This window comes from Streptomyces sp. NPDC045998 (assembly GCF_056430285.1).
The window spans coordinates 372,587-396,224 of record NZ_JBWKLJ010000007.1 but is presented as its reverse complement, the minus strand read 5'-3'; the positions used below and the strand labels follow the sequence as shown (position 1 = coordinate 396,224).

21 protein-coding genes and 1 pseudogene are annotated in these 23,638 nt (G+C 72.5%); 12 read left to right on the top strand and 10 right to left on the bottom strand.

The annotated features are described in order from the left end of the window. Nucleotides 1-19 precede the first annotated feature (19 nt). On the bottom strand, nucleotides 20-2,344 hold the full coding sequence (gene treY / locus AC07FJ_RS22810; RefSeq protein ID WP_479051170.1) for a malto-oligosyltrehalose synthase: 2,325 nt from the start codon (nucleotides 2,342-2,344) through the stop codon (nucleotides 20-22). 90 nt (nucleotides 2,345-2,434) lie between these two features. Between treY and AC07FJ_RS22805 the strand changes: the two genes are divergently transcribed. After that, nucleotides 2,435-3,646 carry an MFS transporter gene (locus tag AC07FJ_RS22805; RefSeq protein ID WP_479051252.1) on the top strand — a complete coding sequence of 404 codons (1,212 nt, stop codon included), beginning with the start codon at nucleotides 2,435-2,437 and terminating at the stop codon, nucleotides 3,644-3,646. On the opposite strand, the gene glgX is transcribed toward AC07FJ_RS22805, so the two are convergent. Further along, the gene (gene glgX / locus AC07FJ_RS22800) at nucleotides 3,643-5,811 is read right to left on the bottom strand and encodes a glycogen debranching protein GlgX (RefSeq protein ID WP_479051169.1); all 2,169 of its coding nucleotides are present in this window, start codon (nucleotides 5,809-5,811) and stop codon (nucleotides 3,643-3,645) included. The two genes, AC07FJ_RS22805 and glgX, sit on opposite strands and share 4 nt — an antisense overlap. Before the next feature lie 414 nt (nucleotides 5,812-6,225). Here glgX and AC07FJ_RS22795 point away from each other — a divergent pair, with 414 nt between their 5' ends. Together AC07FJ_RS22795 and AC07FJ_RS22790 are read left to right on the top strand one after the other, a co-directional pair. Next, the gene (locus AC07FJ_RS22795; protein ID WP_468287868.1) at nucleotides 6,226-7,467 is read left to right on the top strand and encodes an SAV2148 family HEPN domain-containing protein; all 1,242 of its coding nucleotides are present in this window, start codon (nucleotides 6,226-6,228) and stop codon (nucleotides 7,465-7,467) included. Nucleotides 7,468-7,586: 119 nt separating this feature from the next. Next, the gene (locus AC07FJ_RS22790) at nucleotides 7,587-8,321 is read left to right on the top strand and encodes an exonuclease domain-containing protein (protein ID WP_479051168.1); all 735 of its coding nucleotides are present in this window, start codon (nucleotides 7,587-7,589) and stop codon (nucleotides 8,319-8,321) included. Between the two features lie 7 nt (nucleotides 8,322-8,328). Here AC07FJ_RS22790 and AC07FJ_RS22785 read toward each other — a convergent pair whose 3' ends face one another. Together AC07FJ_RS22785 and AC07FJ_RS22780 are read right to left on the bottom strand one after the other, a co-directional pair. Then, nucleotides 8,329-9,177 (bottom strand): alpha/beta fold hydrolase, encoded by an 849-nt coding sequence (locus AC07FJ_RS22785; RefSeq protein ID WP_479051167.1) that lies wholly within the window; start codon nucleotides 9,175-9,177, stop codon nucleotides 8,329-8,331. Nucleotides 9,178-9,218: 41 nt separating this feature from the next. Beyond that, entirely contained in the window at nucleotides 9,219-10,070 is an 852-nt protein-coding gene (locus tag AC07FJ_RS22780; RefSeq protein WP_479051166.1) for a phosphotransferase enzyme family protein, read from the bottom strand. Between the two features lie 174 nt (nucleotides 10,071-10,244). Here AC07FJ_RS22780 and AC07FJ_RS22775 point away from each other — a divergent pair, with 174 nt between their 5' ends. From AC07FJ_RS22775 to mgt, 4 genes and pseudogenes are all read left to right on the top strand, one after another. Beyond that, nucleotides 10,245-11,201: a carbohydrate ABC transporter permease gene (locus tag AC07FJ_RS22775; protein ID WP_479051165.1), complete on the top strand. Its 957-nt coding sequence runs from the start codon at nucleotides 10,245-10,247 to the stop codon at nucleotides 11,199-11,201. 212 nt (nucleotides 11,202-11,413) lie between these two features. Beyond that, nucleotides 11,414-12,244 (top strand): annotated as a pseudogene (locus tag AC07FJ_RS22770) (carbohydrate ABC transporter permease); the annotation flags it as partial. Further along, a complete protein-coding gene (locus tag AC07FJ_RS22765) occupies nucleotides 12,244-13,542 on the top strand; it encodes an ABC transporter substrate-binding protein (protein ID WP_479051164.1) in 1,299 nt (432 codons plus the stop codon). The pseudogene AC07FJ_RS22770 and the gene AC07FJ_RS22765, both read left to right, overlap by 1 nt. Nucleotides 13,543-13,598: 56 nt before the next feature. Further along, complete coding sequence (mgt, locus tag AC07FJ_RS22760; protein ID WP_479051163.1) at nucleotides 13,599-14,798, top strand: macrolide-inactivating glycosyltransferase; 1,200 nt, start codon at nucleotides 13,599-13,601, stop codon at nucleotides 14,796-14,798. Between the two features lie 126 nt (nucleotides 14,799-14,924). Here the strand turns inward: mgt and AC07FJ_RS22755 are convergent, their stop codons facing one another. Next, the gene (locus AC07FJ_RS22755) at nucleotides 14,925-15,353 is read right to left on the bottom strand and encodes a VOC family protein (RefSeq protein WP_479051162.1); all 429 of its coding nucleotides are present in this window, start codon (nucleotides 15,351-15,353) and stop codon (nucleotides 14,925-14,927) included. Between the two features lie 395 nt (nucleotides 15,354-15,748). Here AC07FJ_RS22755 and AC07FJ_RS22750 point away from each other — a divergent pair, with 395 nt between their 5' ends. From AC07FJ_RS22750 to AC07FJ_RS22730, 5 genes are all read left to right on the top strand, one after another. Next, entirely contained in the window at nucleotides 15,749-16,186 is a 438-nt protein-coding gene (locus AC07FJ_RS22750) for a hypothetical protein (RefSeq protein ID WP_479051161.1), read from the top strand. Between the two features lie 141 nt (nucleotides 16,187-16,327). Next, a complete protein-coding gene (locus AC07FJ_RS22745; RefSeq protein ID WP_479051160.1) occupies nucleotides 16,328-16,759 on the top strand; it encodes a DUF7878 domain-containing protein in 432 nt (143 codons plus the stop codon). 323 nt (nucleotides 16,760-17,082) lie between these two features. Next, a complete protein-coding gene (locus AC07FJ_RS22740) occupies nucleotides 17,083-18,285 on the top strand; it encodes a S8 family peptidase (protein ID WP_479051159.1) in 1,203 nt (400 codons plus the stop codon). 78 nt (nucleotides 18,286-18,363) lie between these two features. After that, nucleotides 18,364-18,933, top strand: coding sequence for a DUF1697 domain-containing protein (locus AC07FJ_RS22735; RefSeq protein ID WP_479051158.1), 570 nt, complete (start codon nucleotides 18,364-18,366; stop codon nucleotides 18,931-18,933). Beyond that, nucleotides 18,926-19,048 (top strand): hypothetical protein, encoded by a 123-nt coding sequence (locus tag AC07FJ_RS22730; protein WP_479051157.1) that lies wholly within the window; start codon nucleotides 18,926-18,928, stop codon nucleotides 19,046-19,048. The genes AC07FJ_RS22735 and AC07FJ_RS22730 overlap by 8 nt, the downstream gene beginning before the upstream one ends. Here AC07FJ_RS22730 and AC07FJ_RS22725 read toward each other — a convergent pair. From AC07FJ_RS22725 to AC07FJ_RS22705, 5 genes are all read right to left on the bottom strand, one after another. After that, nucleotides 19,041-19,901 (bottom strand): aldo/keto reductase, encoded by an 861-nt coding sequence (locus tag AC07FJ_RS22725; RefSeq protein WP_479051156.1) that lies wholly within the window; start codon nucleotides 19,899-19,901, stop codon nucleotides 19,041-19,043. The genes AC07FJ_RS22730 and AC07FJ_RS22725 overlap by 8 nt on opposite strands. Nucleotides 19,902-19,944: 43 nt before the next feature. After that, a complete protein-coding gene (locus tag AC07FJ_RS22720; protein ID WP_479051155.1) occupies nucleotides 19,945-20,679 on the bottom strand; it encodes a sirohydrochlorin chelatase in 735 nt (244 codons plus the stop codon). Nucleotides 20,680-20,684: 5 nt separating this feature from the next. Then, nucleotides 20,685-21,584 carry an ABC transporter permease gene (locus AC07FJ_RS22715; protein ID WP_361424790.1) on the bottom strand — a complete coding sequence of 300 codons (900 nt, stop codon included), beginning with the start codon at nucleotides 21,582-21,584 and terminating at the stop codon, nucleotides 20,685-20,687. Then, nucleotides 21,571-22,362, bottom strand: a complete 792-nt coding sequence (locus AC07FJ_RS22710) for an ABC transporter ATP-binding protein (RefSeq protein ID WP_479051154.1) — start codon at nucleotides 22,360-22,362, stop codon at nucleotides 21,571-21,573. Before AC07FJ_RS22710 ends, AC07FJ_RS22715 begins: the two co-directional genes overlap by 14 nt. A gap of 64 nt (nucleotides 22,363-22,426) precedes the next feature. After that, nucleotides 22,427-23,542, bottom strand: coding sequence for an aliphatic sulfonate ABC transporter substrate-binding protein (locus AC07FJ_RS22705; protein WP_479051153.1), 1,116 nt, complete (start codon nucleotides 23,540-23,542; stop codon nucleotides 22,427-22,429). Nucleotides 23,543-23,638: the final 96 nt, after the last annotated feature.

Below are 23,638 nucleotides of genomic sequence, written 5' to 3'. Positions count from 1 at the left end.
CCGCGGGAGGCGAGGCTCGTCAACCCGCCGACGCGCGCTCCCTGGTCAGCAGCGCCACCGGCCGCGCGGCGAACAGCTCCGCCAGGGGCACCGCCCCGCCGAACTCCCGCCCGTCCAGCGCGTCGTACCAGAGCCCGTCCGGCAGCCTCAGCGCCGTGTCGCCCCAGCCGCCCGCCTCCGCCAGCCGCAGCGCCAGCCGGGTCACCGCCGTGACCGCCTCCCCGGAGCGGCAGAAGGCGACGCAGTGCTCCGCCGCCGGCCCCGCCGCGCTCAGCGGCTCGTACGTCCCCGACGTACCGAAGGCGTCCGGACGGCGCCGCCGCAGCAGGAGCGCCGCACGCGTGAGCGCCGTCTTCTCGTCGGGCGGGCCCTCCCGGAACGGGTCCCGGTTGTCCGGGTCGACCAGGGCCCGGTACTCCCGCTCGGTGCCCTGGTACACGTCCGGCACCCCCGGCATGGTCAGGTGCAGCAGGGCCGCGCCCAGCACGTTGGCCCGTACGTACGGCTCCACTTCGCGCGCCAGCTCCCCGGCCAGGTACTGCGGCGCACCCGCCGGGCCCGCCGCCGTGAAGTCCGCCACGGCCCGCTCGTACGCCGGGTCGGACTCCGTCCAGCTGGTGTGCAGCCCCGCCTCCCGTACGGACTTCAGCAGGGCCTGCTCCAGCCGCTCCGGCGCGGCCCGTCCGAGCCCGAACGCCGTCTGCCACGCCACCCACGCGAGCTGCCCGTCCGGCGCGGGCGCCGCCGTCCGCCCGGCCACGTCGTCCAGCAGCTTCTCCCACCGCTGCGGACACTGGGACAGGACCGCGATCCGCGCCCGTACGTCCGCGCTGCGCTTGGTGTCGTGCGTGGACAGCGCGGTCCCGGTGGCCGGCCAGTCGCGGGCCAGCCGCGCGCAGTACGCGTGGAACTCCTCCGGGCTCACGGCGGGCCGACCGGGCTCCCCGCCCACCTCGTTCGCCGACACCAGGGGCGTGTACCGGTAGAAGGCCGTGTCCTCGACGGACTTCGCCCGCAGCGCCGACGACGTCTGCGCGAAGCGCACCAGGAACGCCCGGTGGTCCGGACCGTCCCCGAGCCGGCCGAGCGCCAGGTCCCGTACGACGTCGACCGCGTCCGCCTCCTCCGGCACCGTGAAGGTGGCCTTCGCCTCACGGGCCGCGTCGGCGGTGAGGACGTCCTCCGCGCCGGGCCCGTACGGCCGGTAGACCGGCACCCGGATCAGCAGCTCCCGGACGGCGGCCCGCAGCGCCCAGGGCGCGTGGTCGCGCAGAGCCGGGTCGGCGGCACAGACGCGGGCGGCCGTCCGGGTCAGGAAGGCCACCTCCGAGGCGAGTGCGTGCGTCACCACCTTGTACGCCGCCCGGCGCGCCGTCGCCTCCCAGTGGCCGCCCCGGTCTCCGGCCGGGTGCGCGTAGCGCCGGTACAGCTCCGCCAGTTCCTCCGCGCCCGCCTCGTCGACGAAGAGGCCGTCGACGCGGTACAGCGCGTCATAGCCGGTGGTGCCCGCGACCGGCCACCGCGCGGGCAGCCGCTCCTCCCCGGTGAGGATCTTCTCCACCACCGTCCAGCAGGCCCCGCCCGTCGCTTCCCGAAGCTCGCTCAGGTACGCGCGCGGATCCGCCAGCCCGTCCGGGTGGTCGATCCGCAGCCCTTCGATCACCCCGTCCCGTACGAGTTCCACGATCTTGGCGTGGGTCGCGGCGAACACCTCCGGATCCTCGACCCGCACTCCGATGAGGTCCGAGATGGTGAAGAACCGGCGGTAGTTCAGCTCCGTACGGGCCAGCCGCCACCAGCCGAGCCGGTACCACTGGGCGTCCAGCAGCTCCGGGAGCGCCAGCCCCTCCGTACCGGCGCGCAGCGGGAACTCCTGGTCGTAGTAGCGCAGCGTCCCGCCGACGACGCTCAGGCGGTCCAGCTCGTCGCCGATCCGCCCGCCCAGCACCGGCAGCAGCACCTTGCCGCCGCCCGCCGCCCAGTCGATGTCGAACCAGCGGGCGTACGGGGAGTCCGGGCCCTCCCGCAGGACCTCCCACAGGGCCCGGTTGTGGCGGGGCGCGGCGGCCATGTGGTTGGGCACCAGGTCCACCACCAGGCCCAGCCCGTGCGCGCGTGCGGTCCGGGCGAGGGCACGCAGCCCGTCCTCGCCGCCCAGCTCCTCCCGCACCCGGCTGTGGTCGGTGACGTCGTAGCCGTGCGCCGACCCGGGGACGGCCTCCAGGACCGGCGACAGGTGCAGGTGCGACACCCCCAGGGAGGCGAGGTACGGCACCGCTTCCGCGGCGGCGGAGAAGGGGAACTCCGGCTGGATCTGGAGCCGATAGGTCGAGTTGGGCGTCATGCGAACGTACGTACCCGCTTGGGGGGCTTCTGGTGCATCACCCCATGCGATTTACGTCCGACGCTACGTTACGTTCGCGTGATGTTCCGGATGTATCGCGACGTCATCGCCCTGATAGGGCCCCTGCTCCCGGTGGTGTCCTTCCTCGGACGGCTGCCCACCGCCATGTGCCAGCTCGGCAGCCTCCTGCTGGTCGCCGAGACCAGCGGCTCCCTGACCACCGCCGGGCTCGCGGGCGGGGCGCTGGCCGCCGGACAGACGGTCGCCGGGCCCCTGCTGGGACGCGCCGCCGACCGGCACGGCCAGCGGGGCGTGGTGCTCGTCGCCTCCCTCGCCAACGCCGCGGCCGTCGCCGCGCTGGTGGCCGCCGCCCTGGCGCAGGCCGCGACGGGCTGGCTGGTGGTGCTCGGGGCGCTCGCCGGGGCGACGGTGCCGCAGGTGGGCCCGCTGGCCAGGACCCGCTCGGTGGCGCTGGCCCGGCGGGCCGGGGCCGACGACCGGACGGTGGGCGCGGTGCTGTCCTTCGAGGGCACGGTGGACGAGGTGTCGTTCGTGCTGGGCCCCGCCCTGGTGGGCCTCGCCGCCGCCCTGGCGCACCCGGCGGCCGCGCTGCTCGTCGCCTCGGGGCTGCTCGCGGTGTGCGGCACCGCCTTCGCGCTGCACCCGACGGCGACGAAGGTCGGGGCCGCCACCGCCCGCGCGGACCGGGACCGTACGAAGCTGCCGGGCGCCACACACGCGCTGCGCGTGACGATGGTCCTCCAGGGCGCCATGTTCGGCGCCTCCCAGGCGGGGATCACGGCCCTCACCGAGAGGCTCGGGCAGCCCGCCCAGGCGGGGCTCGTCTACGCCGCGATGGGCGTCATGAGCGCGGCGGCCGGGCTCGCGATGGCCGCCGTCCCCTCCCGCATCGGCCTGACCATACGCTGGCGGGCGGCCACCGTCGCCCTGGTGGCGCTCTCCGTCCCGCTGCTCTTCGTGGACGCGCTCTGGTCGCTGTACGCCGCGGTGGTCGTGCTCGGCGTCGCGTACGCCCCACACCTGATCACCGTCTTCGGCCTCACGGAGCGGATCGTCCCGCCCGGCCGCCTCGCCGAGTGCATGGCCTTCCTGACGAGCGGCATCGTCGGCGGCCAGGCGCTGGCGCTGGCCCTGTCCGGACGCCTCGCGGACACCTACGGCCCGGCCGCCGCCTTCGCGGTGGCGGCGGCCGGGGCGGTGGCCTGTGCGGTGCTGTCCTGGACGGTCCGCACCCGGCCCCGTACCCCTGCCGCCGCCCCCGTCGTCACGGGAACCGTCTAGGCCGGCCGGCGCAGGACCGTCAGGCTGCGGCCGATCAGTGTGAGCCGGTCGCCCGCGGCCAGCTTGGCGCCCTGGCCCGGTTCGATGCCCTCCGGGACGGCGGTGTCCACGATCACCTGCCACTGGCGCCCGTGGTTCACCGGAACGGCGAACTCCAGCTCCTCGGCGCTCGCGTTGAACATCAGCAGGAAGGAGTCGTCCGCGATCCGCTCCCCGCGCGGGCCCGGCTCGGAGATGGCGCTGCCGTTCAGGAACACCGACAGGGCCTTCGCGTGCGCCGCCTGCCAGTCGCGTACCCCCATCTCCTCACCCTCGGGGGTGAACCAGGCGATGTCCGACAGCTCGTCGTGCGTGCCCTCCACCGGCCGCCCGTGGAAGAACCGGCGGCGCCGGAAGACCGGGTGGTCGCGCCGCAGCCACACCATCGAACGGGTGAACTCCAGCAGCGACCTGGCCTCCTCCGCGTCCGGCGCGGCCTCCTCGTCGGAACCCGGTTCGGACCCCGCTTCAGGTCCCGGCTCGGGCCAGTGCACCCAGGCGATCTCGTTGTCCTGGCAGTAGGCGTTGTTGTTGCCGCCCTGCGTACGCCCGAACTCGTCGCCGTGGCTCAGCATCGGCACGCCCTGGGACAGCATCAGGGTGGCGATGAAGTTGCGCATCTGGCGCATGCGCAGCTCGCGCACGCCCTCGTCGTCGGTCCCGCCCTCCACACCGCAGTTCCAGGAGCGGTTGTAGCTCTCGCCGTCGCGGTTGCCCTCGCCGTTCGCCTCGTTGTGCTTGTCGTTGTACGAGACGAGGTCGCGCAGCGTGAAGCCGTCGTGGCAGGTCACGAAGTTGACCGAGGCCAGCGGGCGCCGGCCGTCGTCCTGGTACAGGTCCGACGACCCGGTGAGCCGCGAGGCGAACTCCGCGAGCGTGCGCGGCTCGCCCCGCCACAGGTCCCGTACGGTGTCCCGGTACTTGCCGTTCCACTCGGTCCACAGGGGCGGGAAGTTGCCCACCTGGTAGCCGCCCTCGCCGACGTCCCACGGCTCGGCGATCAGCTTCACCTGGCTGACCACGGGGTCCTGCTGCACCAGGTCGAAGAACGACGACAACCGGTCCACCTCGTGGAACTGGCGCGCCAGCGTCGCCGCCAGGTCGAAGCGGAACCCGTCGACGTGCATCTCCGTCACCCAGTACCGCAGCGAGTCCATGATCAGCTGCAGTACGTGCGGCGAGCGCATCAGCAGCGAGTTCCCGGTGCCCGTGGTGTCCATGTAGTACCGGGGATTGTCGGCGAGGCGGTAGTACGAGGCGTTGTCCAGGCCCCGGAAGGAGAGCGTCGGGCCCAGGTGGTTGCCCTCGGCCGTGTGGTTGTACACCACGTCCAGGATGACCTCGATGCCCGCCTGGTGCAGCGCGCGCACCGCCGACTTGAACTCCAGCACCTGCTGGCCCCGGTCGCCCCAGGAGGCGTAGGCGTTGTGCGGCGCGAAGAAGCCGATGGTGTTGTAGCCCCAGTAGTTCGCGAGCCCGGAGTCCACCAGCCGGTGGTCGTTGACGAACTGGTGGACCGGCATCAATTCGAGCGCCGTCACCCCCAGTTCGGTCAGGTGCTCGATCACGGCGGGGTGCGCGAGCCCCGCGTACGTCCCGCGCAGCTCCTCCGGCAGGGCCGGATGGAGCATCGTCAGGCCCTTCACATGGGCCTCGTAGATCACCGTGCGGTGGTAGTCGGTACGCGGCGGACGGTCGTCGCCCCAGTCGAAGTAGGGGTTGACCACGACCGACGCCATCATGTGCGGCGCCGAGTCGAGGTCGTTGCGGGAGTCCGGCCTGCCGAAGTGGTAGCCGTACACCGCCTCACCCCAGTCGATGGCGCCGGCGACCGCCCGCGCGTACGGGTCGAGGAGCAGTTTCGCGGAGTTGCAGCGCTGCCCGCGCTCCGGCGCGTACGGTCCGTGGACCCGGAACCCGTACCTCTGGCCCGGCATCACGCCGGGCAGGTACGCGTGCCGTACGAACGCGTCGGTTTCGCGCAGCTCCACCGCGGTTTCTGAGCCGTCGTCGTGCAGTAGGCACAGCTCGACTCGGTCGGCGGCCTCGGAGAAGACCGCGAAGTTGGTTCCGGCGCCGTCGTACGTGGCGCCGAGGGGATACGCCTGTCCCGGCCAGACCTGCATAGATAAGACTCTTCCACTTCTGATCCGGGTTCTGGGGATGGTTCGAGCCAGATCCTCCACGAAAGTGGAGCGAGCGCATAGGACTGCGGTGGCCGTGTCCGGTGGGCCCGGGGCCGGTGTGGCGGGAGGTGCGCGGTTGCCCGGGTCAACCTCGCGTTCCGGCGTGTCGCCCGGAGCGCTGAGGGGAGTGCGGCCGGTGCGCGGGGGGCGCCCGGGCGGCCGGGCGGCGGCCCGGCATGGACGCGACCATTATGAATCCGCTCACTCCGTCCGGGCGGTGGCCCCGGAACGGCCGGTTCCGAAGCGGACGTTGGGAAAAGAGCCTGTGCATCCGGCTGCACCGGCTCCCGCTCCCGGAGTACCCTTCCTTGATCGTTGGAGACGGGTGTCCGGAGAGCTGAAGGCGGTGCGCGGGTGAGCTCGGGAGGGTTGGAGCTGCCCCCAGGTGACGCAGGTCATGAGGGGGACTCCACTGACCCCGCTGATGTCCCGCCCGGCGCGGTCTCACTCGCCCGGCCGATGGAGATCGGTGCGGAGCTGGACTGGGGTGCGGAGGCCTGGAACGAGGTGCGTACCCGCGCCCAGCGGGCGGGACGCGCGTACATCTGGCTGAATCTCGTCGAACAGCGGCTGCGCGCGGTGGTGGCCGCCGTGCTGCGGCCCATCTACGAGCCGGTCCACGGCGAGGACTGGGTGGTGGCCGCGGCCGGGCCCGCCGGGCAGGAGTGGGTGCAGCGCGCCGTCGCCGTGCGCGAGGTCTCCCGCCGCAAGGGGTACCTCCTGGACCCCGCCGACGACAACGTCCTCAGCTTCCTCACGCTGCCGCAGCTGCGCGAGCTGATGGTCCAGCACTGGCCCTGCTTCGAGCCGTACTTCGACGACCGCCGCGAGGTGGAGCTCGCCCTCGACGAACTGGAGGTCACGCGCAACGTGGTCTCCCGCAACCGGGCGCTGTCGCGCACCGTGCTCGACCAGTCCGAGCGGGCGTCCGCCCGGCTGCTGGAGATCCTGGGCGGCAGCGCGGGCGTGCCGTCCGCGCACCGGCTGCCCGTCGACGCGGTGGAGGACCTCGTCGGCGACCGGTACGCGGACGTGGTCTCGGTCCACCCGGACCGGGTGCGGCTCCAGCGGCAGCTGCCGGCCGAAGACCTCTTCGGCGGGGCGCGGCGCCTCGACGCCATCGGCATAGGCCTCAACCTGCTGGTGCAGAACTTCTCCGGGCGGCGGCTGGTGCGGCTCGCCGAGTCGGGCTGCCGGATACGGCTGCTCTTCCTCAACCCGGCCAGCAGCGCCGTCAAACGGCGCGAAAGGGAATTGGGGATCAAAAAGGGCGAATTGAGCCGCTCGGTGGAGATGAACATCCTCCACATGCGGCGCGTCCGGTCCCGGCTGCGCGACCCCGGCGCCTTCGAGATCCAGGTCTTCGACGAGACGCCCCGCTTCACCGCGTACCTGGTCGACGGGGACGGCCCGGACGGCGTCGGCGTCGTCCAGACGTACCTGCGCCGGGCCCGGGGCATGGAGGCGCCGGTCCTGGTGCTGCGCGGCGGCCGGCGGCCGGTCGTCACCTCGGGAACCGAGCCGGACCACGGGCTGTTCGAGACCTACCGCGAGGAGTTCGAGTCGGTGTGGGCCGACTCGCGCCCGGTCTCCTGACCCGCGGTCCCGGTTCGTCCCGGCTGATTGTCAGTGGTGCGTGCGAAGGTGAAGACCAAGACGCGACGGGGGGAGTGCACCGCACGGGGGCGCACCACCGCACCACAAGGAGGTTCAGCATGGGCTGGCACGGGGAGACGCTGGTCGGCTTCGACCTGGAGACGACGGGCACGGAGCCGCTCGAAGCACGCATCGTGACGGCCGCGATCGTGGAGGTACGGGGTGGGGAGACGGTGGTGCGCCGCGAGTGGCTGGCCGATCCGGGCATCCTCATCCCCGCCCAGGCCTCGGCGATCCACGGCATCAGCAGCGAGCGCGCCGCGGCCGAGGGCCGCCCCGCCCGCGAGGTGGCCGACGAGCTCGCCGACACCCTCGTCGGCTACTGGTCGCGCGGCGTGCCGGTCGTGGCGTACAACGCCGCCTTCGACCTGACGCTCCTGACGGCCGAGTTGCGGCGGCACGGGCTGCCGGGCCTGGCCGAACGGCTGGGCGGCGCGCCGATCGGCCCGGTGGTCGACCCGTACACCATCGACCGTGCCGTCGACCGCTACCGCCGCGGCAAGCGGAACCTGGAGGCGGTCTGCGGGGAGTACGGCGTCGCGCTGGACGGCGCCCACGAGGCGGCCGCGGACGCGCTGGCGGCCGTGCTGGTGGCCTGCGCGATAGCGGAGCGGCACGCCCCGGTCGGGGCGCTGACGGCGGCGGAGCTGCACGAGCGGCAGATCCGCTGGCACGCGGAGTGGGCCGCCGACTTCCAGAGCTTCCTGCGCCGCAAGGGCACGCCGGACGCCGTCATAGACCCGGCGTGGCCGCTGCGCGACCTGGCGCCGGCGGCCGCGCCCGCCGCGGGCTGAGCGCGCGTCAGCGCTCCGGGGAGCCGTGCTCGGCCAGGAAGTCGAGCAGCAGTGCGTTGACCTGCTCCGGGGCGTCCAACGGGAGCCAGTGACCGGCGCCCTCGACCCGCTCGTACCGCCAGGAGCCGGCCACGTACTTCTCCGTGCCGGTCATCGACTGCTCGGTGAGGAACCGGTCGCCCGTGCTCCACAGGCCCAGGACCGGGCCGGGGAGCGGCGGCAGCGGAAGCGGCGGGCCGAACGCCACCTCGGGAGGCAGGCCCTTGCGGTACAGCGCCAGTGCGGCCGTCAGCGCACCCGGCGCGCGCAGCGCGTCGACCCGCTCGTCCCGGTCCGGGTGCTCGGCGAGCATCTCGCGGAGGTTCGCGAAGTCGTCGCGGGACAGCCATTCCTCGGCGAGCCCCTCCATCCGGAACAGCAGCATGTACCAGGACCTCGCCCGCTGCTCCCAGCCGGCCGACAACAGCCCGCCGAGGTGACCCACCGACAGCAGGGAGAGACTCGCCACCCGGTCCGGGGCCGCCCCGGCCAGCCCCTGCACGATGCCGGAGCCCCAGTCGTGCCCGACGAGGTGGGCGCGCTCGACCTCCAGCCGGTCGAGCAGCCCCAGCAGATCGGCCACGAAGCGGCCGGGGGCGTACGCCTCGATGCCCTCAGGCCGGTCGGAGCCGCCGAAGCCGCGCAGATCGGGGGCGATGGTGCGGTAGCCGGCGGCGTTCAGCGCGGCCACCTGGTGGCGCCAGAGGTCATGGCTGTCCGGGAAGCCGTGTACGAGCAGGACGGGGGCGCGGCCGTCCGCCGTCGTCACCCCGCTGTCCTGTACCTCCAGCGCCACGTCGCCGAGTTCCACCCGCATCGCAAGCCTCCGGTCGGGGAAGGGAGTTGATCACCATCATGTCAGAACGGGTACCAGCGCACCCCGGGGTCGCCCTCCCGCAGCGACGCCACCCGGCGGCGGAACTCCGCGAGCGCCTTCGGGTTGGTGGGGGCGTGCTGGGCGACCCAGGCGCAGCTCGCCGTCTCCCGCGCGCCGCGCAGCACGGCACACCCCTCCCACTCGCGTACGTCCCAGCCGTACGCCGCGGTGAAGGCGTCGTACGCCGCCGGGTCGAGCCCGTACCGGTCCCGGGAGAGGGCGAGCACCACCAGATCGTGCTCCCGCAGGTCCGAGGAGAAGGTCTCCAGGTCGACCAGGACCGGGCCGTCCGGGCCGACGTGGACGTTGCGGGTGAGCGCGTCACCGTGGACGGGGCCCGGCGCCAGACGCGGGGTCAGCGCGGCCGCCGCCGACGCGAAACCGTCGCGCCGCTCCCGCAGGTACTCCGCGTCGGCCGGGTCGATCGCGTCACCCGCCAGGCGCAGCCAGCGCTCGACCCCGCCGAGCAGGTCACGGCGCGGCAGCCCGAACGCCGGTTCGGGCAGCGCGTGGACGCGGCGCAGCAGCGGCGCGAGGTCCCTGGGCTCGGCCGGGCGCACGGCGTCCGGCAGCCGGTGCCAGACGGTCACCGGGTGGCCTTCCACCAGCCGGGGCTTCGGCTCGGCGGCCCGTACGGCCGGGACACCGGACTGCTCCAGCCAGGAGGCGACGGCCACCTCCCGCGCGGCCCGCTCCAGCAACTCGGCCCCGCGGCCCACCTTGACCACCAGGTCACCCGCGGCGAAGACCGCGTTCTCACCCAGCGCCAGCAGTGCCGCCCCCGGCTCCACTCCGGCGGCGTCCAGGACCTCGCGCGCCCGCGCCTCGTCCATGGCGTCCCTCCTGTACACGGCTGTACACGGCCGGACCCGCCGGTGCCGTTCGCATCCGTTCCGCATCCGTTCCGAACGGCACAGTCTCGCATTCGCGCAGGCCCGCTTGACGAACCGACCGCCCCTCAGGACGATGACGCAAGGCCGGCTCACCTTTACAAAGGGGGCGATTCCGTGACATTGGCCACCGCGACGGAACGGTCCGGTGGGAAAGCGGGCGGACCCCCACGTCGGTCGGAGCGCCGACCGGTGCGGCGCCGACCCCTGGACCACGGAGCCTGGTTCCTGGTCCTGCCCGCCCTGATCCCCATCCTGGTGCTCAGCGTCGGCCCCCTCCTCTACGGCATCGCTCTGGCCTTCACGGACGCCCAGTCGGGGCGCACCCAGGCCACGCGCTGGGTCGGCACGCTCAATTTCCAGGACCTGCTGCACGACACGCTCTTCTGGGAGTCGTTCCGCATCGGGCTGTTCTGGGCGCTGGGCGTCACCGTTCCGCAGTTCTTCCTCGCCCTGGGCCTCGCCCTGCTGCTGAACCAGAATCTCCGCTTCCGCTGGCTGGCGCGGGCGCTCGCGATCATCCCCTGGGCCATGCCCGAGGTGGTCGTCGGCATCATGTGGCGGCTGGTCTACCACCCGGACGCCGGGGTCCTCAACGAGACCCTGCGCGACCTGGGCCTCGGTGACGGCCGGGCCTGGCTCACCGGGCTCGCCACCGCGCTGCCCGCGGTGATCCTCGTCGGCATCTGGGCGGGCATGCCGCAGACGACGGTCGCGCTGCTCGCCGGGCTCCAGAACACCCCGCGCGAACTCCACGAGGCGGCGGCCCTCGACGGGGCGGGCGCGTGGCGCCGGTTCCGTACCGTCACCTGGCCCGCGCTGAGGCCCGTCGCCCTCGCCATCACCGCGCTCAACTTCATCTGGAACTTCAACTCCTTCGCGCTGGTGTACGTCCTGACCAGCGGCGGCCCCGGCGGCCGTACCCGGCTGCCCATGCTCTTCGCCTACGAGGAGGCCTTCCGCTACGGGCAGTTCGGCTACGCGGCGGCGATGGGCTGCGTGATGGTCGCCGTCATCTCCGTACTCCTGGCGCTGTATCTCGTGGGGCGGCTGAGGGGAGGCGAGGAGCGGTGAGGGATCCACGCACGGATTTCGGCGCCCCCGGCGCGGGTGCGCGGCCCGGAGGGGCCCGGGAGGCGGGTGGTCGGCTCGGGCGGGTCCGGGGCGCGGCCGCCCGGCTCGGGCGTGCGCACCGTGCGGGCACCCCGGTCGGCCATGTCGGCCATGTCAGCCCTGTCAGCCATGCCGGCCGGTTCCGGCGTACCGCCCCGGCCGGCCATGTCCGGCGGTCCCGGCGGGTCGGCCGGGCCGGGCAGTACGCCGCCCTCCTCGCGTACCTCGTCTTCCTCGCCTTCCCCTTCCTCTGGCTGGTCTCCACCGCCTTCAAGCCCGCCCGCGAGCTCGGCTCCCTGCACCCCACCTGGATCCCGGAGGACCCCACCCTCGCCAACTTCCGGCAGGCCTTCGGCGAACAGCCCCTGCTCCAGGCCGCCGCCAACAGCCTGACGGCGGCGCTCGGCGCCGCCCTGATCACCGTCGCTCTCGCCACGCCCATGGCCTACGTCATGGCGCGGCACCGCGGCAGACTCTCGGCCGCCGCGACCGGGTGGGTCGTGGTCAGCCAGGCGTTCCCGTTCGTCCTGGTGATCATCCCGCTCTTCCTGGTGCTGAAGAACCTGCACCTGATCAACACGCTGCCCGGGCTGGTCATGGTGTACGTGGTGTGGTCGCTGCCGTTCGCGCTGTGGATGCTGGCGGGTTACGTACGGGCCGTGCCGGCCGAGCTGGAGGAGGCGGCCGCCGTCGACGGGGCGGGCCGGCTCCGTACGCTCGTCTCGGTCACCGCGCCGCTGCTGGCGCCCGGCATCGTCGCCACCGCGCTCTTCGCCTTCATCACCGCGTGGAACGAGTTCTTCTTCGCGCTCGTCCTGCTCAAGACCCCGGAGAAGCAGACGTTGCCGGTCGTCCTCACCCACTTCCTCGGCGCGGAGGGCGTCGCCGACCTCGGCCCGCTCGCCGCGGCCGCGTTCCTCGCGACGCTGCCGTCGCTGGTCGTCTTCGCCGTCATCCAGAAACGGATCACGGGCGGCATGCTCGCCGGGGCGGTGAAGTCCTGATGGATTCGCGACGGACCGTCATCGCCGTGGTCGCCGCGCTCGGGCTGCTGCTGGCCGGCTGCTCCGGCGGCGGAGACGACCGCACGCCCGGGCGCATCGTGCTGCGCTTCCAGTCCCTCGCCTGGCAGCAGGAGTCGGTCGAGGCCAACAAGCAGCTGGTCGCGGAGTGGAACGCCGCCCACCCCGACGTCCAGGTGCGGTACGTCCAGGGCAGCTGGGACAGCGTCCACGACCAGCTCCTCACCTCCTTCGAGGGCGGCGAGGCGCCCGACATCATCCACGACGCCTCCGACGACCTCGCCGACTTCGCCTACGGCGGCTACCTCGCCGACCTGCGCGGCCTGCTGCCCGACCGCCTGACGGCGGACATACCCGAGCGCAGCTGGCAGACGACGACCTTCGGCGGCGGCGTGTACGGCGTGCCGTTCCTCCAGGAGCCGCGCGTGATCATGGCGAACAAGAAGCTCCTGGAGGCGTCGGGCGTCCGCATCCCCACGCCCGCGAAACCGTGGAGCTGGGAGGAGTTCCGTCAGGTCGCGCGCGACCTCACGGCGACGATGGGGGAGGGCCGGTACGCCGTCGCCTGGCCGCTGAAGGAGCCGGTCTCCGTCTCCCTCAACCTGGGCCTGTCGGCGGGCGGGCGGCTCTTCCACCGCGAGGGCGACGGCAAGGTCCGCATCCGTTTCACCGACGGCGACGCCGTCATGCCCGGCACCGTCCACGACCAGATCACCGCCGACCGCACCGCGCCCCGTTCCACCCTCGGCATGGGCGGCTCGGACACCCTGCCCGGTTTCTTCGGCGGCCGGTACGCGATGGTGCCGCTCGGTTTCTCGTACCGTCAGCAGATCGCGCAGCAGGCACCCGAGGGCTTCGAGTGGATGGTGCTGCCCGCGCCGGCGGGGGAGGGCGGGCTCGCCCAGGGGGTCAGTCCGCAGACCCTGTCGATCGCCGAGGACAGTCCGTACAAGAAGGAGGCCGCGCGCTTCATCGACTTCCTGCTGCAGCCGCGCAACATGGTCCGCCTGGCGCGCGGCGACTGGATGCTGCCGACCGGGACGGAGGCGCTCGGGGACCCGTCGCTGCACACCGCGAAGGACGGCTGGGCGACCGGAGTGGCGCTGGCGGAGCACCTGCGTCCGGCTCCGGCGCAGTCCGTACGCGGGTATCCGGAGTGGAAGGACAAGGTCGCCACCCCCGCGTTCCAGGAGTACTACAGCGGCGCCATCGATGCCGAGGAACTGGAGAAACGCCTGGTGCGGGACGGGAACCGGGTGCTGGCCCGCTACCAGAGATAGGCCGACCCGGAAAGGCGGCGTTGCACGAGACGTCTCGTCTCGTTTAGGGTGGGGGCATGACCTCAGCCGCCCGCGCCCACATCGCCATGTTCTCCATCGCCGCCCACGGCCATGTGAACCCCAGCCTCGACGTCATCCGGGAGCTCGTCGCCCGGGGCCACCGCGTCAGCTACGCGATCCCCGCCTCCTTCGCGGACAAGGTCGCCGCCACCGGCGCCGAGCCGGTCGTCTACACCTCCACCCTGCCGACGGACGACGACCCGGAGGCGTGGGGGACGGAACTGATCGACAACATCGAGCCGTTCCTCGACGACGCCATCCACGTCCTCCCGCAGCTCGCCGCGGCGTTCGACGGTGACGAGCCGGACCTCGTCCTCCACGACATCACCTCCTATCCGGCGCCCGTCCTCGCCCACCGGTGGGGCGTCCCCGCCGTATCCCTGTGGCCGAACCTGGTCCCCTGGGAGGGGTACGAGGAGGAGGTCGCGGAGCCGATGTTCGCGGACCTCAAGGCGTCCGAGCGCGGCAAGGCGTACTACGCCCGCTTCGAGGCATGGCTCGCCGAGAACGGCGTCGACACCCACCCCGACCGGCTGATATCCCGGCCCCGCAAGGCGGTCGTCCTGATTCCCAAGGCGCTCCAGCCCCACGCCGACCGGGTCGACGAGTCCGTGTTCACCTTCGTCGGCGCCTGCCGGGACGACCGGGTAGAGCAGGGCGACTGGCAGCGGCCGGCCGGCGCGGAGAAGGTCCTGCTGGTATCGCTGGGCTCGACGTTCACCAAGCAGCCGGACTTCTACCGGGAGTGCGTCAAGGCCTTCGGCGACCTGCCCGGGTGGCACGTCGTCCTCCAGATCGGCAAGTACGTCGACCCGGCCGAGCTCGGTGACGTACCGGACACCATCGAAGTCCACGACTGGGTGCCCCAGTTGGCGATCCTGCGCCAGGCCGACGCGTTCATCACCCACGCGGGTGCGGGCGGCTGTCAGGAGGGCCTCGCGACGGGCACGCCGATGGTCGCGGTCCCGCAGGCCGTCGACCAGTTCGGCAACGCCGACATGCTGGAGTCCCTCGGCGTCGCCCGCCACCTCCCGATGGCCGACGCCACGGCCGACGCCCTGCGCACGGCCGTGCTCGACCTGGTCGCCGACCCCCGGGTCGCCGAGCGCGCCGAGGCCATCCGCCGGCAGATGGCGACCGAGGGCGGCACGCCGCGCGCCGCGGACCTCATCGAGGCGGAGCTGCCGGTGGCGTGACCCCTGCCGGTACGAGGGGCCCGGGGCCCCTGGGCGCGGGTCCCGAGGTGCGGGGGCCGGGGTGCGGGCCCCAAGGTGCGGGTCCCGAGGTGCCGGGGCCGGGATGCCGGGCCGGGGCGGGGGCGCTCAGTCGAGACAGAACTCGTTGCCCTCGATGTCCAGCATCGGGATGCACGCGTCATTGCCGTCATACAGCGTCTGCACGTGAACCGCGCCGAGCGCGACCAGTCGTGCGCACTCGGCCTCGAGCTTGGCCAGGCGCTCTTCACCCACGAGCCCGGTGGCGACCCGCACGTCGAGATGCACCCGGTTCTTGACGACCTTCCCTTCGGGAACGCGCTGGAAGAACAGGCGCGGGCCCGCCCCCGAGGGGTCGACGCAGGCGAACGCCGCACCCCGCCGCTCAGGAGGCCGAGAGCGGTCGAAAGCCTCCCACGAGGCGAACCCCTTCGGCGGAGGAGCCACGACGTACCCCAGCACCTCGCACCAGAAACGAGCGACGCGCTCGGGTTCCGCGCAGTCGAAGGTGACCTGGAACTCCTTGATCGATGACATCGGCGCACCATAGCAAGGCGCTCCATCGCCCCAACACGCCGCCGTACGGCGGTGTTTGGCCTGATCCCGGACTTTCCCCGGCGCAGCGGCCCGCTTAGGCTCGGACCGTTTCGGTGCGAGGTGATGTGCCGGTCCCGGCACGGTGAGCCGGCTTCCATGCCCGGGTGGATGGATGAGGCGGCGAGGAACGCGCCCTGCAGTGCGAGGTCATGCGAGTGATCGATCTCCGCCTGGGCGGCGTCCCCGCGGCCGGAACACGTCGGTGCCCTCGCCGGGCGACCCGGTGGCCTTTCGGACCGAGACCCGCAACGCGTCGACCAACCGGGCCCGCGGTGTAGACGGTTGGGCAGCGCCACGTGGCGTCGATCGGCCCGTACGGGCAGGAGTGCGAGTAGGTGAGTGAGGAAAGCGCGTGGGACCACGTCCGGTTCACCATGCCCTGCCTCCGTTGTGGAGCCGAGGCCGCGGCCTCCGGCGGCCAGAGCCTGATCTCCGGACGGCTGGAATGGAGCATCGAGACGGCTTGCCCGTCCTGTGGCCCCGTTCTCCTCTGCGGGCGGGACGCCGCGCCTGCCGAACTCCGCGAGCGACTGCTCGCCGGTGGTGAACACAGCCCGGCGCGGCTCGAACTGACTGGAGACGGCGATGTCCGAGCGGCGGTGGCGATGAAGGTGCTCCGGGCGGCGCTGGACCTGAACCCGGCCGCCGCCAAGGCAAAGCTGGGGGAGGTTCGGTCGGGCCGGCACGCGGGCACGATGCCCGAGATCGTGCAGCTCGCGGCCGCACTGCGCGCGGTCGGTGTCGAGGCGCGAGCGGTTGGGCCCAGCCGCTGACGGGCCGCGTCGGCGTCCGCGTCCGCGTCGCCGTCCGATTCGGGGAGGGCTCGGCAGCGCGCCTGGTGCCCGTTGGTACGGTTGTCCGGATTTGGTCGGCCTGGACGTTTAACGGGCCTCAGAGTTCATGGAGGCCGGGCGGTGCGGTTCGTGTGCCGGAACTTCGGACTGTCGGACCTGTCGCGGCGCGGGCTTACCCCGGGGGAGGCGCCCCTGGAGGTGCTGCTCCTCGACATCGAGGCGGAGCTGTCCATCCGGGAGTCAGGGCGTGAGGTGTGGTCCGAGGAGGCGTTCCCCGTGGCCGAGCTGGCGTACCACCTGGCGCTCTGGCTCCGGAGCCCGGATGCCGGCCGTGGGGACTTCGCGCTGGACTCGATGCAGGCGGAACCAGGGCTGATCCGCATCGCGAACTCCGCTGAGGGCTGGCGCATCGGCTCGAATTTCTCGCCGGACTTCTGGACCGCGCCCGTCGCCTGGGGCGTTCTCGTGGCGGAGATCGGACACTTCCACCACTCCGTGCGCGAGGGCGTGGCCGCGATGGGCATCGACCCCGCCTTCATTCCGGAACCGTGAGCATATTCAGGCCTCCGCCCGGCGGACGCCCGGTGTGGTCGGTGAACGGCTCGTCCGTGGTGCGGAGTTGAGGCGAAGAGGCCCGCCTGCCTGCGCGCTTCTCGTGGAGGTCTCGTGAAGTCGATGGGATCGTAAAGGATTCAAGCAGACCGCTTTACTCGACTTGCCCCCATTTCTCATTACGAACACTTGTTGAGTAAGTCACAGGCGTATGAAGCTCTTGATCTAGGCGCGTCAATCGGTCAGGGTTTCGAACCAACCCCCGGAGATCTTCCGTCCGGAGGTCAATCCCCCCACAAATGATGACGAGGAGACCCCTCTTCATGACCACCCACAAGCGCGCCCGCCGGATCAAGCTCGCCACGGCCATCGCCGCCGTCGCCGGAGTGACCGCCCTCAGCGCGCCCCACGCCTCCGCCGGTACCGCGCCCGAGGCCGCGGCCGAGGGCACCGTGTACGGCCTGGGCGCCGAAGGCGCCGTCGCCGGGAGCTACATCGTCCTGCTGGACGAAAAGGCGGACAAGGCCAAGCTCGCGCAGGAGTACGGCGGCAAGCTCCAGCGCGCGTACAGCTCGGCCGTCAACGGCTTCTCCGCCAACGGGCTTTCGGAGACCGAGGCCAAGCGACTGGCGGCCGACCCGGCCGTCGCCAAGGTCGTCCAGAACAAGAAGTTCACCATCGACGCCACGCAGGCCAACCCGCCGTCCTGGGGCCTCGACCGCGTCGACCAGGCCGACACCGCGGGCGACAGCGCGTACACCTACCCCGACGGCGCGGGCGAGGGCGTCACCGCGTACGTCATCGACACCGGCGTCCGCGTCAGCCACAAGGACTTCGAGGGCCGCGCCGTCTCCGGCTTCGACGCCGTCGACAACGACAACGATGCCGACGACGGCAACGGCCACGGCACCCACGTCGCCGGCACCATCGCCGGCGCCGCCCACGGCGTCGCGAAGAAGGCGAAGATCGTCGCCGTACGCGTCCTCGACGACAACGGCTCCGGCACCACCGAGCAGGTCGTCGCGGGCATCGACTGGGTCACCAAGAACCACCAGGGCCCGTCCGTCGCCAACATGAGCCTCGGCGGCGGCGCCGACGAGGCCCTCGACGAGGCCGTCCGCAAGGCCATCGCCGCCGGCGTCACCTTCGGCGTGGCCGCCGGCAACGAGTCCCAGGACGCCGGCCAGGGCTCCCCGTCCCGCGTCCAGGAGGCCATCACCGTGGCCTCGTCCACCAAGGACGACCAGCAGTCGGACTTCTCCAACCACGGTGCGGTCGTGGACCTCTACGCCCCGGGCTCCGACATCACCTCCGCCTGGAACGACAGCGACGAGGGCACCAAGACCATCTCCGGCACCTCCATGGCGACGCCCCACGTCGTCGGCGCCGCCGCCGTCTACCTCGCGGGCCACAAGGACGCCACCCCGGAGCAGGTCGCCAAGGCCCTCGTCGACGGCGCCACGCCCGGCAAGATCTCCAACCCCACCGGCTCCACGCCCAACATGCTGCTGAAGATCGTCGAGTAGCAGCTCCGCGGAGCCCCTGACCGGCGGCCGCCGTGCCCTCCCCCACGGGGCACGGCGGCCGCCTTAGGGTGTGTGCCCATGGCGACGAGGTACGCCGCGCTGCTGCGCGGCATCAATGTCAGCGGGCACCGGAAGGTTCCGATGGCCGAGCTGCGCGCGGTGCTCGCGGGGCTCGGACTCGGTGACGTACAGACGTATCTGCAGAGCGGCAACGCGGTCTTCAGCAGCGGATCCGACGACGGCGAGGGCGTCGAGGGCGGCGAGGAGGCGCTCCGCCTCCGGCTGGAGCGGGCCATCGAGAAGCACTTCGGCTTCCCCGTCGACTGCGTCGTCCGTGAGGGAACGTACCTGCGCGCCATCGCCGACGCCTGCCCTTTCCCCGCCGCCGAGCTGGAGGGCAAGCAGCTCCACGTCACCTTCTTCTCCGAGCGGGTCGGCCCGGAGCGGTTCGCCGCGCTCGACCAAGCCGCCTTCCTGCCCGAGGAGTTCCGGCTCGGCGACCGGGCGCTCTACCTGTACGCCCCCGAGGGCCTGGGCCGCTCCAAACTGGCCGAGGCGCTCGGACGCCCGGCCCTGACCAAGGGCATCATCGGCACCACCCGCAACTGGAACACCGTCGTCAAACTGGTGGAGCTCACCCGTGACTGACCGCGCCCGTGACCACGACCGCGCCCACGGCCACTGGACCCACCGCAGTTCGGTGTGGCGCCGCACCGGCAGGGGCTGGCTGCTCTACTTCCACCAGGGCACGCCGTTCAGCTAGCGGCGGCGAGCCCGTCCAGCCGGGCCAGGTCGTCCGCGTCCAGGCGGACGGACGCGGCGTCGAGGTTCTCGTCGAGGTGGGCGAGTGAGCCGGTGCCCGGGGTGGGCAGCAGGACCGGTGAGCGGTGCAGCAGCCATGCCAGGGCGATCTGGCCACGGGTGGCGCCGTGCCGGGCGGCGACCGCGTCGAGGCCGGCCGCCGGGGAACCGGTCAGGGAACCGTTCGCCAGCGGGAACCACGGCAGGAACGCCAGGCTGTGCGCCTCGCACACCCGCAGGACGTCCTCCGAGGACCGGTCGAGCAGGTTGAAACGGTTCTGCACGGACGCGACCGGGACCACGTCCAGCGCGAGCGCCCGCTCCAGCTGCCCGGCGGACACCGTGTCCAGCCCGACGTACCGGATCTTCCCCTCCCGCCGCAGCTCCGCCAGCGCCCCGAGCTGCTCTTCCAACGGCACCTCGGGGTCGAGCCGGTGCAGCTGGTACAGGTCGATCGTCTCCGTACGCAGCCGCCGCAGGCTCGCCTCGCACATCGCGCGCAGCTGCTCGGGGCGGCCCGCCACGTGCCAGGCGCTGTCGCTGGTGCGCACCACGCCGCCCTTGGTCGCCACGACCAGGCCCGACGGGTACGGGTGCAGCGCCTCGGCCACCAACTCCTCGGCGAGGCCGGGACCGTAGTTGTCGGCCGTGTCGATGAGCGTGACGCCCCGCTCGACCGCCCGGCGCAGCACCGCGACCGCGTCCGCGCGCGTACCGCGCGGCCCCCAGTAGCCGGGACCGGTCAACTGCGCCGTACCGAAGCCGAGCCGCCGTACGGGCAGGTCGCCGCCGAGCCTGAACGTCTCCGAGATCACGACGCCACTGTACGGCGCGACCCGCCTGGGCGCCGCGGGTTCCCTACGCCGCGGCGGCCCGCTCCTCCGCACGCGCCCCGTCGTACCGCTCGACCAGCAGCCGCGCCAACTCCGGTGACGGGCCCAGCACGTCGGCGAGGACGTCCGCCCCGGCCGCGCCCTCGGCGATGCGGTCCGGCAGGCGGCCGGGCGCGATGACGTACGGCGCCACCGCCACGCGGCGCACCCCGTCGGCGCGGAGCGCCCGTACCGCGTCCTCGGTCCGGGGAAGAGATGCGGAGGCGAACGCAGGCCGCACGGCACACCAACCAGTGCGCCGCAGCTCCCGCGCCGTTTCTGCGATCACTGCGATCGCCTCCGGGTCCGTGGAGCCCGCCGAGGCCAGGACGACCCCGGTCGAGCCCTTGTCGGCGGGGGTGAGCCCCGCCTCGTACAACCGCCGCTCCACCGCCGCCAGGAGCAGCGGCGACGGGCCGAGGACCTCCGCCTGCCGCACACGCAGCGACGGAGGGGCCTCGCGCAGTACGGCGGGGATGTCGGCCTTCGCGTGGAAGGCGCGCGTCAGCAGCAGCGGGAGCGCGACCACCTCGCGCACCCCCTCCGCCGCCAGCCGCTCCAGCACGGCCGGCACCGACGGGACGTTGAAGTCCAGGAACGCCGTCTCCGCCCGCAGCCCCGGGCGCAGCGCGCCCGCCGCCCGCACCAGGGCGTGGACGGTCGCGGCGTGCCGCGGGTCGCGGCTGCCGTGGGCGATGACGAGCAGGACGGGATCGTTCATGGGGATCAGCTCTTCACCAGCAGGCCGCGGCTGCGCAGCACGGCCCGCTCCAGGGGGCTGAAGATCAGCAGGTCGATGGCGATGCCGACGACCAGGATCAGGATGATCGCCAGGAAGATCCCCGGCATGTCGATGTTGTTGCGCCCGTGCTCCAGCAACTGGCCGAGACCCAGGCCCAGCTCGGGCGAGGAGGCGATGATCTCGGCGGCCATCAGCGACCGCCACGAGAACGCCCAGCCCTGCTTCAGGCCGGCCAGGTAGCCGGGCAGCGCGGCCGGCATCACGATGTGCCAGGCGCCCCGCAGCCCGGTCGCGCCGAGCGTCCGCCCGGCGCGCAGGAACAGCGGCGGCACCTGGTCGACGCCCGCCACCAGACCGTTGGCGATCGACGGCACGGCGCCCAGCAGGATCACCGTGTACATCATCGAGTCGTTGAGGCCGATCCAGAGCACCGCGGGAGCCACCCACGCCACCGACGGAAGCGACTGGAGCCCCGAGAGCACCGGCCCGATCGCCGCCCGCACGAACTTCACCCGGGCGACCAGCAGGCCCAGCGGCGTACCGATCGCCAGCGCCATCAGGAAGCCCAGCAGCGCCCGCGACACGCTGGTCCACAGCACGTCGAAGAGCGTGCCCTGCAGCCACATGGTGGACAGGCTGTCCCACACGGCGGACGGCGCGGGGAGCTTGTACTCGTCCGTGACCTTCGCCCACACCAGCAACTGCCACACCACCAGCACCAGCGCGATGGCCAGCAGCGGCGGCAGGACCTTCTTCAGCAGGACGTCGCGCACCGGGGTCCGCGCCACCTGCACGGCGTCCAGCGCGTCGAGGCCCGCCTCCAGACCGGCGAGGTCGTCGGACCGGGCGCCCTTCGTGACGGTCGTCGTATCAGTGCTGGCCATGACGGCGGATCTCCCCACGCAGTTCTTCGGTGATCTCGATGGACAGCTCGGCCACCGCGGCGTCCTCGATGCGGCGCGGCTGCGGGATGCCGATCTCCCACTGGCGGGCGATGCGCCCCGGACGGGACGACAGCAGCACCACGCGCTCGGCCAGCCGTACCGCCTCGCGCACGTTGTGCGTGACGAACAGCACCGACAGCCGCGTCTCACTCCAGATCCGGGTCAGCTCGTCGTGCAGCACGTCCCGGGTGATGGCGTCCAGCGCCGCGAACGGCTCGTCCATCAGCAGCAGGTCGCTGTCCTGCGCGAGCGCCCGCGCCAGCGCCACGCGCTGCCGCATGCCGCCGGACAGCTCGTGCACCCGCTTGCCGTACGAGCCCTTCAGCCGGACGAGCTCCAGCAGCCGCTCCGCCTCGTCGCGCCGCTCGTTCTTCGGGACGCCGCGCAGCCGCAGTGCCAGCTCGATGTTCTTGCCCGCCGTCAGCCACGGGAAGAGCGCGTGCTCCTGGAACATCAGCGCCGGCCGCCCGCCCGGGGTGTCGATCGACCCCGCGGACGGCCGGTCGAGCCCCGCGACCAGGTTGAGCAGCGTGGACTTGCCGCAGCCCGAGGCGCCCAGGAGGGTCACGAACTCGCCCGGCGCGACGTCGAGCGAGATGTCGTCGAGGACGAGCTGCCGCCCGGCCGGGGTGGTGAAGGACTTCGAGACGTGCTCGAGACGGGCGGCGTGCGTGGTCACCGCGGTACGGTCCTCGGCCTTGGCGAGCGTGGTGGCCATGGTCGTCACCTCCTGGAAGAGTCGTTCAGAGCGGGTGCGGGTGCGGGGGAGAGGTGGGCCGGGGTCACTTGACGCCGAGACCGGCGTCGGTGACCGCGGGCTTGCCCTCGGCCTTGAGGACCTTGTTGAGCGGCCCCAGGTCGTAGATGCCGTTCAGGTCGGGCTTCTCCAGCAGACCCGCCTGCACCGCGTGGTCGGCCTGCGCCTTGAGGGTGGCGGCCAGCGGGTCGTCGACGAACTGGATCGACGGCCAGGCGGCGTCGATCACGTCCGCGCCCAGCGGCTTGCCCGTGATGGTCTTCAGCTTGGCGTTCGCGGACGCCTTCGCCTTGTCGGGGTTGGCGTTGATCCAGGCGTTCGTCGTCACCACACCGCGCAGCACCGCCTCGACGACGTCCGGGTGCGCCTTGAGGAACTTCTGCGAGACGACGATGTTCGTGATCACGAACTTCTTCCCGGGCCACAGCGCCGACTCGTCGAGCAGCACCTTCGCGCCCTCGCTGACCAGCTTCGAGGCGGTCGGCTCCGGCACCCAGGCGCCGTCGATGGCGCCGGTCTGGTAGGCGTTCGGCGTCACCTTGTTGTCCGTACGGACCACCGAGACGTCGCCCTGGCCGCTCTGCGAGTCGACCTTCCAGCCCTTCGTGGCGGCCCAGTGGAGGAAGGCGACGTCCTGCGTGTTGCCCAGCTGCGGGGTCGCGATCTTCTTGCCCTTGACGTCGTCCAGGGTCTTGATCTTCTTCGGGTTCACGACCAGCTTGACCCCGCCTGAGGCCGCCCCGCCGATGATGCGCAGGTTGCCGCCCTTGGACTTGGTGTAGCCGTTGATCGCGGGGGAGGGGCCGATGAAGCCGATGTCGATCGAGTCGGCGTTGAGCGCCTCGATCGCGGACGGGCCCGCGTTGAAGAGCGACACGTCCAGCCGGGTGCCGCCCAACTCCTTCTGGAGGAAGCCCTCCTGGTCACCCACGAGGGCCGTGCCGTGGGTGAGGTTCGGGAAGTACCCGAGCCGCACCCGGTCGGCCGAGAGCTTCTCGCCCTTGGCCTCCGCCCGGGTCTCCTTCGGGGCCTGCGAGCCGTAGCCGCAGGAGGCGAGCGTGCCGAACAGCAGCGGCAGGGCGATCGCCGCGGCGAAGCGGCGGCGCAGGCGCAGGGCGGTGACGCGGATGGTGGCAGGCACGGGAGGGCGTTCCTCTCGTCGGCCCGGCGCTACGCCCTCCTGATCGTCGTCAGGGGCGCGGCCGGGAAGTCGGCGGTGTCGTCGTTCTTCGGCGGT

Coding starts and splice junctions, on each gene's coding strand:
- AC07FJ_RS22780 (WP_479051166.1), bottom strand. CDS start 10,070: ATGGACGAGGCGCGGGCGCGCGAGGTCCTGGACGCCGCCGGAGTGGAG.
- glgX (WP_479051169.1), bottom strand. CDS start 5,811: ATGCAGGTCTGGCCGGGACAGGCGTATCCCCTCGGCGCCACGTACGAC.
- AC07FJ_RS22790 (WP_479051168.1), top strand. CDS start 7,587: ATGGGCTGGCACGGGGAGACGCTGGTCGGCTTCGACCTGGAGACGACG.
- treY (WP_479051170.1), bottom strand. CDS start 2,344: ATGACGCCCAACTCGACCTATCGGCTCCAGATCCAGCCGGAGTTCCCC.
- AC07FJ_RS22715 (WP_361424790.1), bottom strand. CDS start 21,584: ATGGCCAGCACTGATACGACGACCGTCACGAAGGGCGCCCGGTCCGAC.
- AC07FJ_RS22735 (WP_479051158.1), top strand. CDS start 18,364: ATGGCGACGAGGTACGCCGCGCTGCTGCGCGGCATCAATGTCAGCGGG.
- mgt (WP_479051163.1), top strand. CDS start 13,599: ATGACCTCAGCCGCCCGCGCCCACATCGCCATGTTCTCCATCGCCGCC.
- AC07FJ_RS22710 (WP_479051154.1), bottom strand. CDS start 22,362: ATGGCCACCACGCTCGCCAAGGCCGAGGACCGTACCGCGGTGACCACG.
- AC07FJ_RS22740 (WP_479051159.1), top strand. CDS start 17,083: ATGACCACCCACAAGCGCGCCCGCCGGATCAAGCTCGCCACGGCCATC.
- AC07FJ_RS22720 (WP_479051155.1), bottom strand. CDS start 20,679: ATGAACGATCCCGTCCTGCTCGTCATCGCCCACGGCAGCCGCGACCCG.
- AC07FJ_RS22805 (WP_479051252.1), top strand. CDS start 2,435: ATGTATCGCGACGTCATCGCCCTGATAGGGCCCCTGCTCCCGGTGGTG.
- AC07FJ_RS22765 (WP_479051164.1), top strand. CDS start 12,244: ATGGATTCGCGACGGACCGTCATCGCCGTGGTCGCCGCGCTCGGGCTG.
- AC07FJ_RS22785 (WP_479051167.1), bottom strand. CDS start 9,177: ATGCGGGTGGAACTCGGCGACGTGGCGCTGGAGGTACAGGACAGCGGG.
- AC07FJ_RS22755 (WP_479051162.1), bottom strand. CDS start 15,353: ATGTCATCGATCAAGGAGTTCCAGGTCACCTTCGACTGCGCGGAACCC.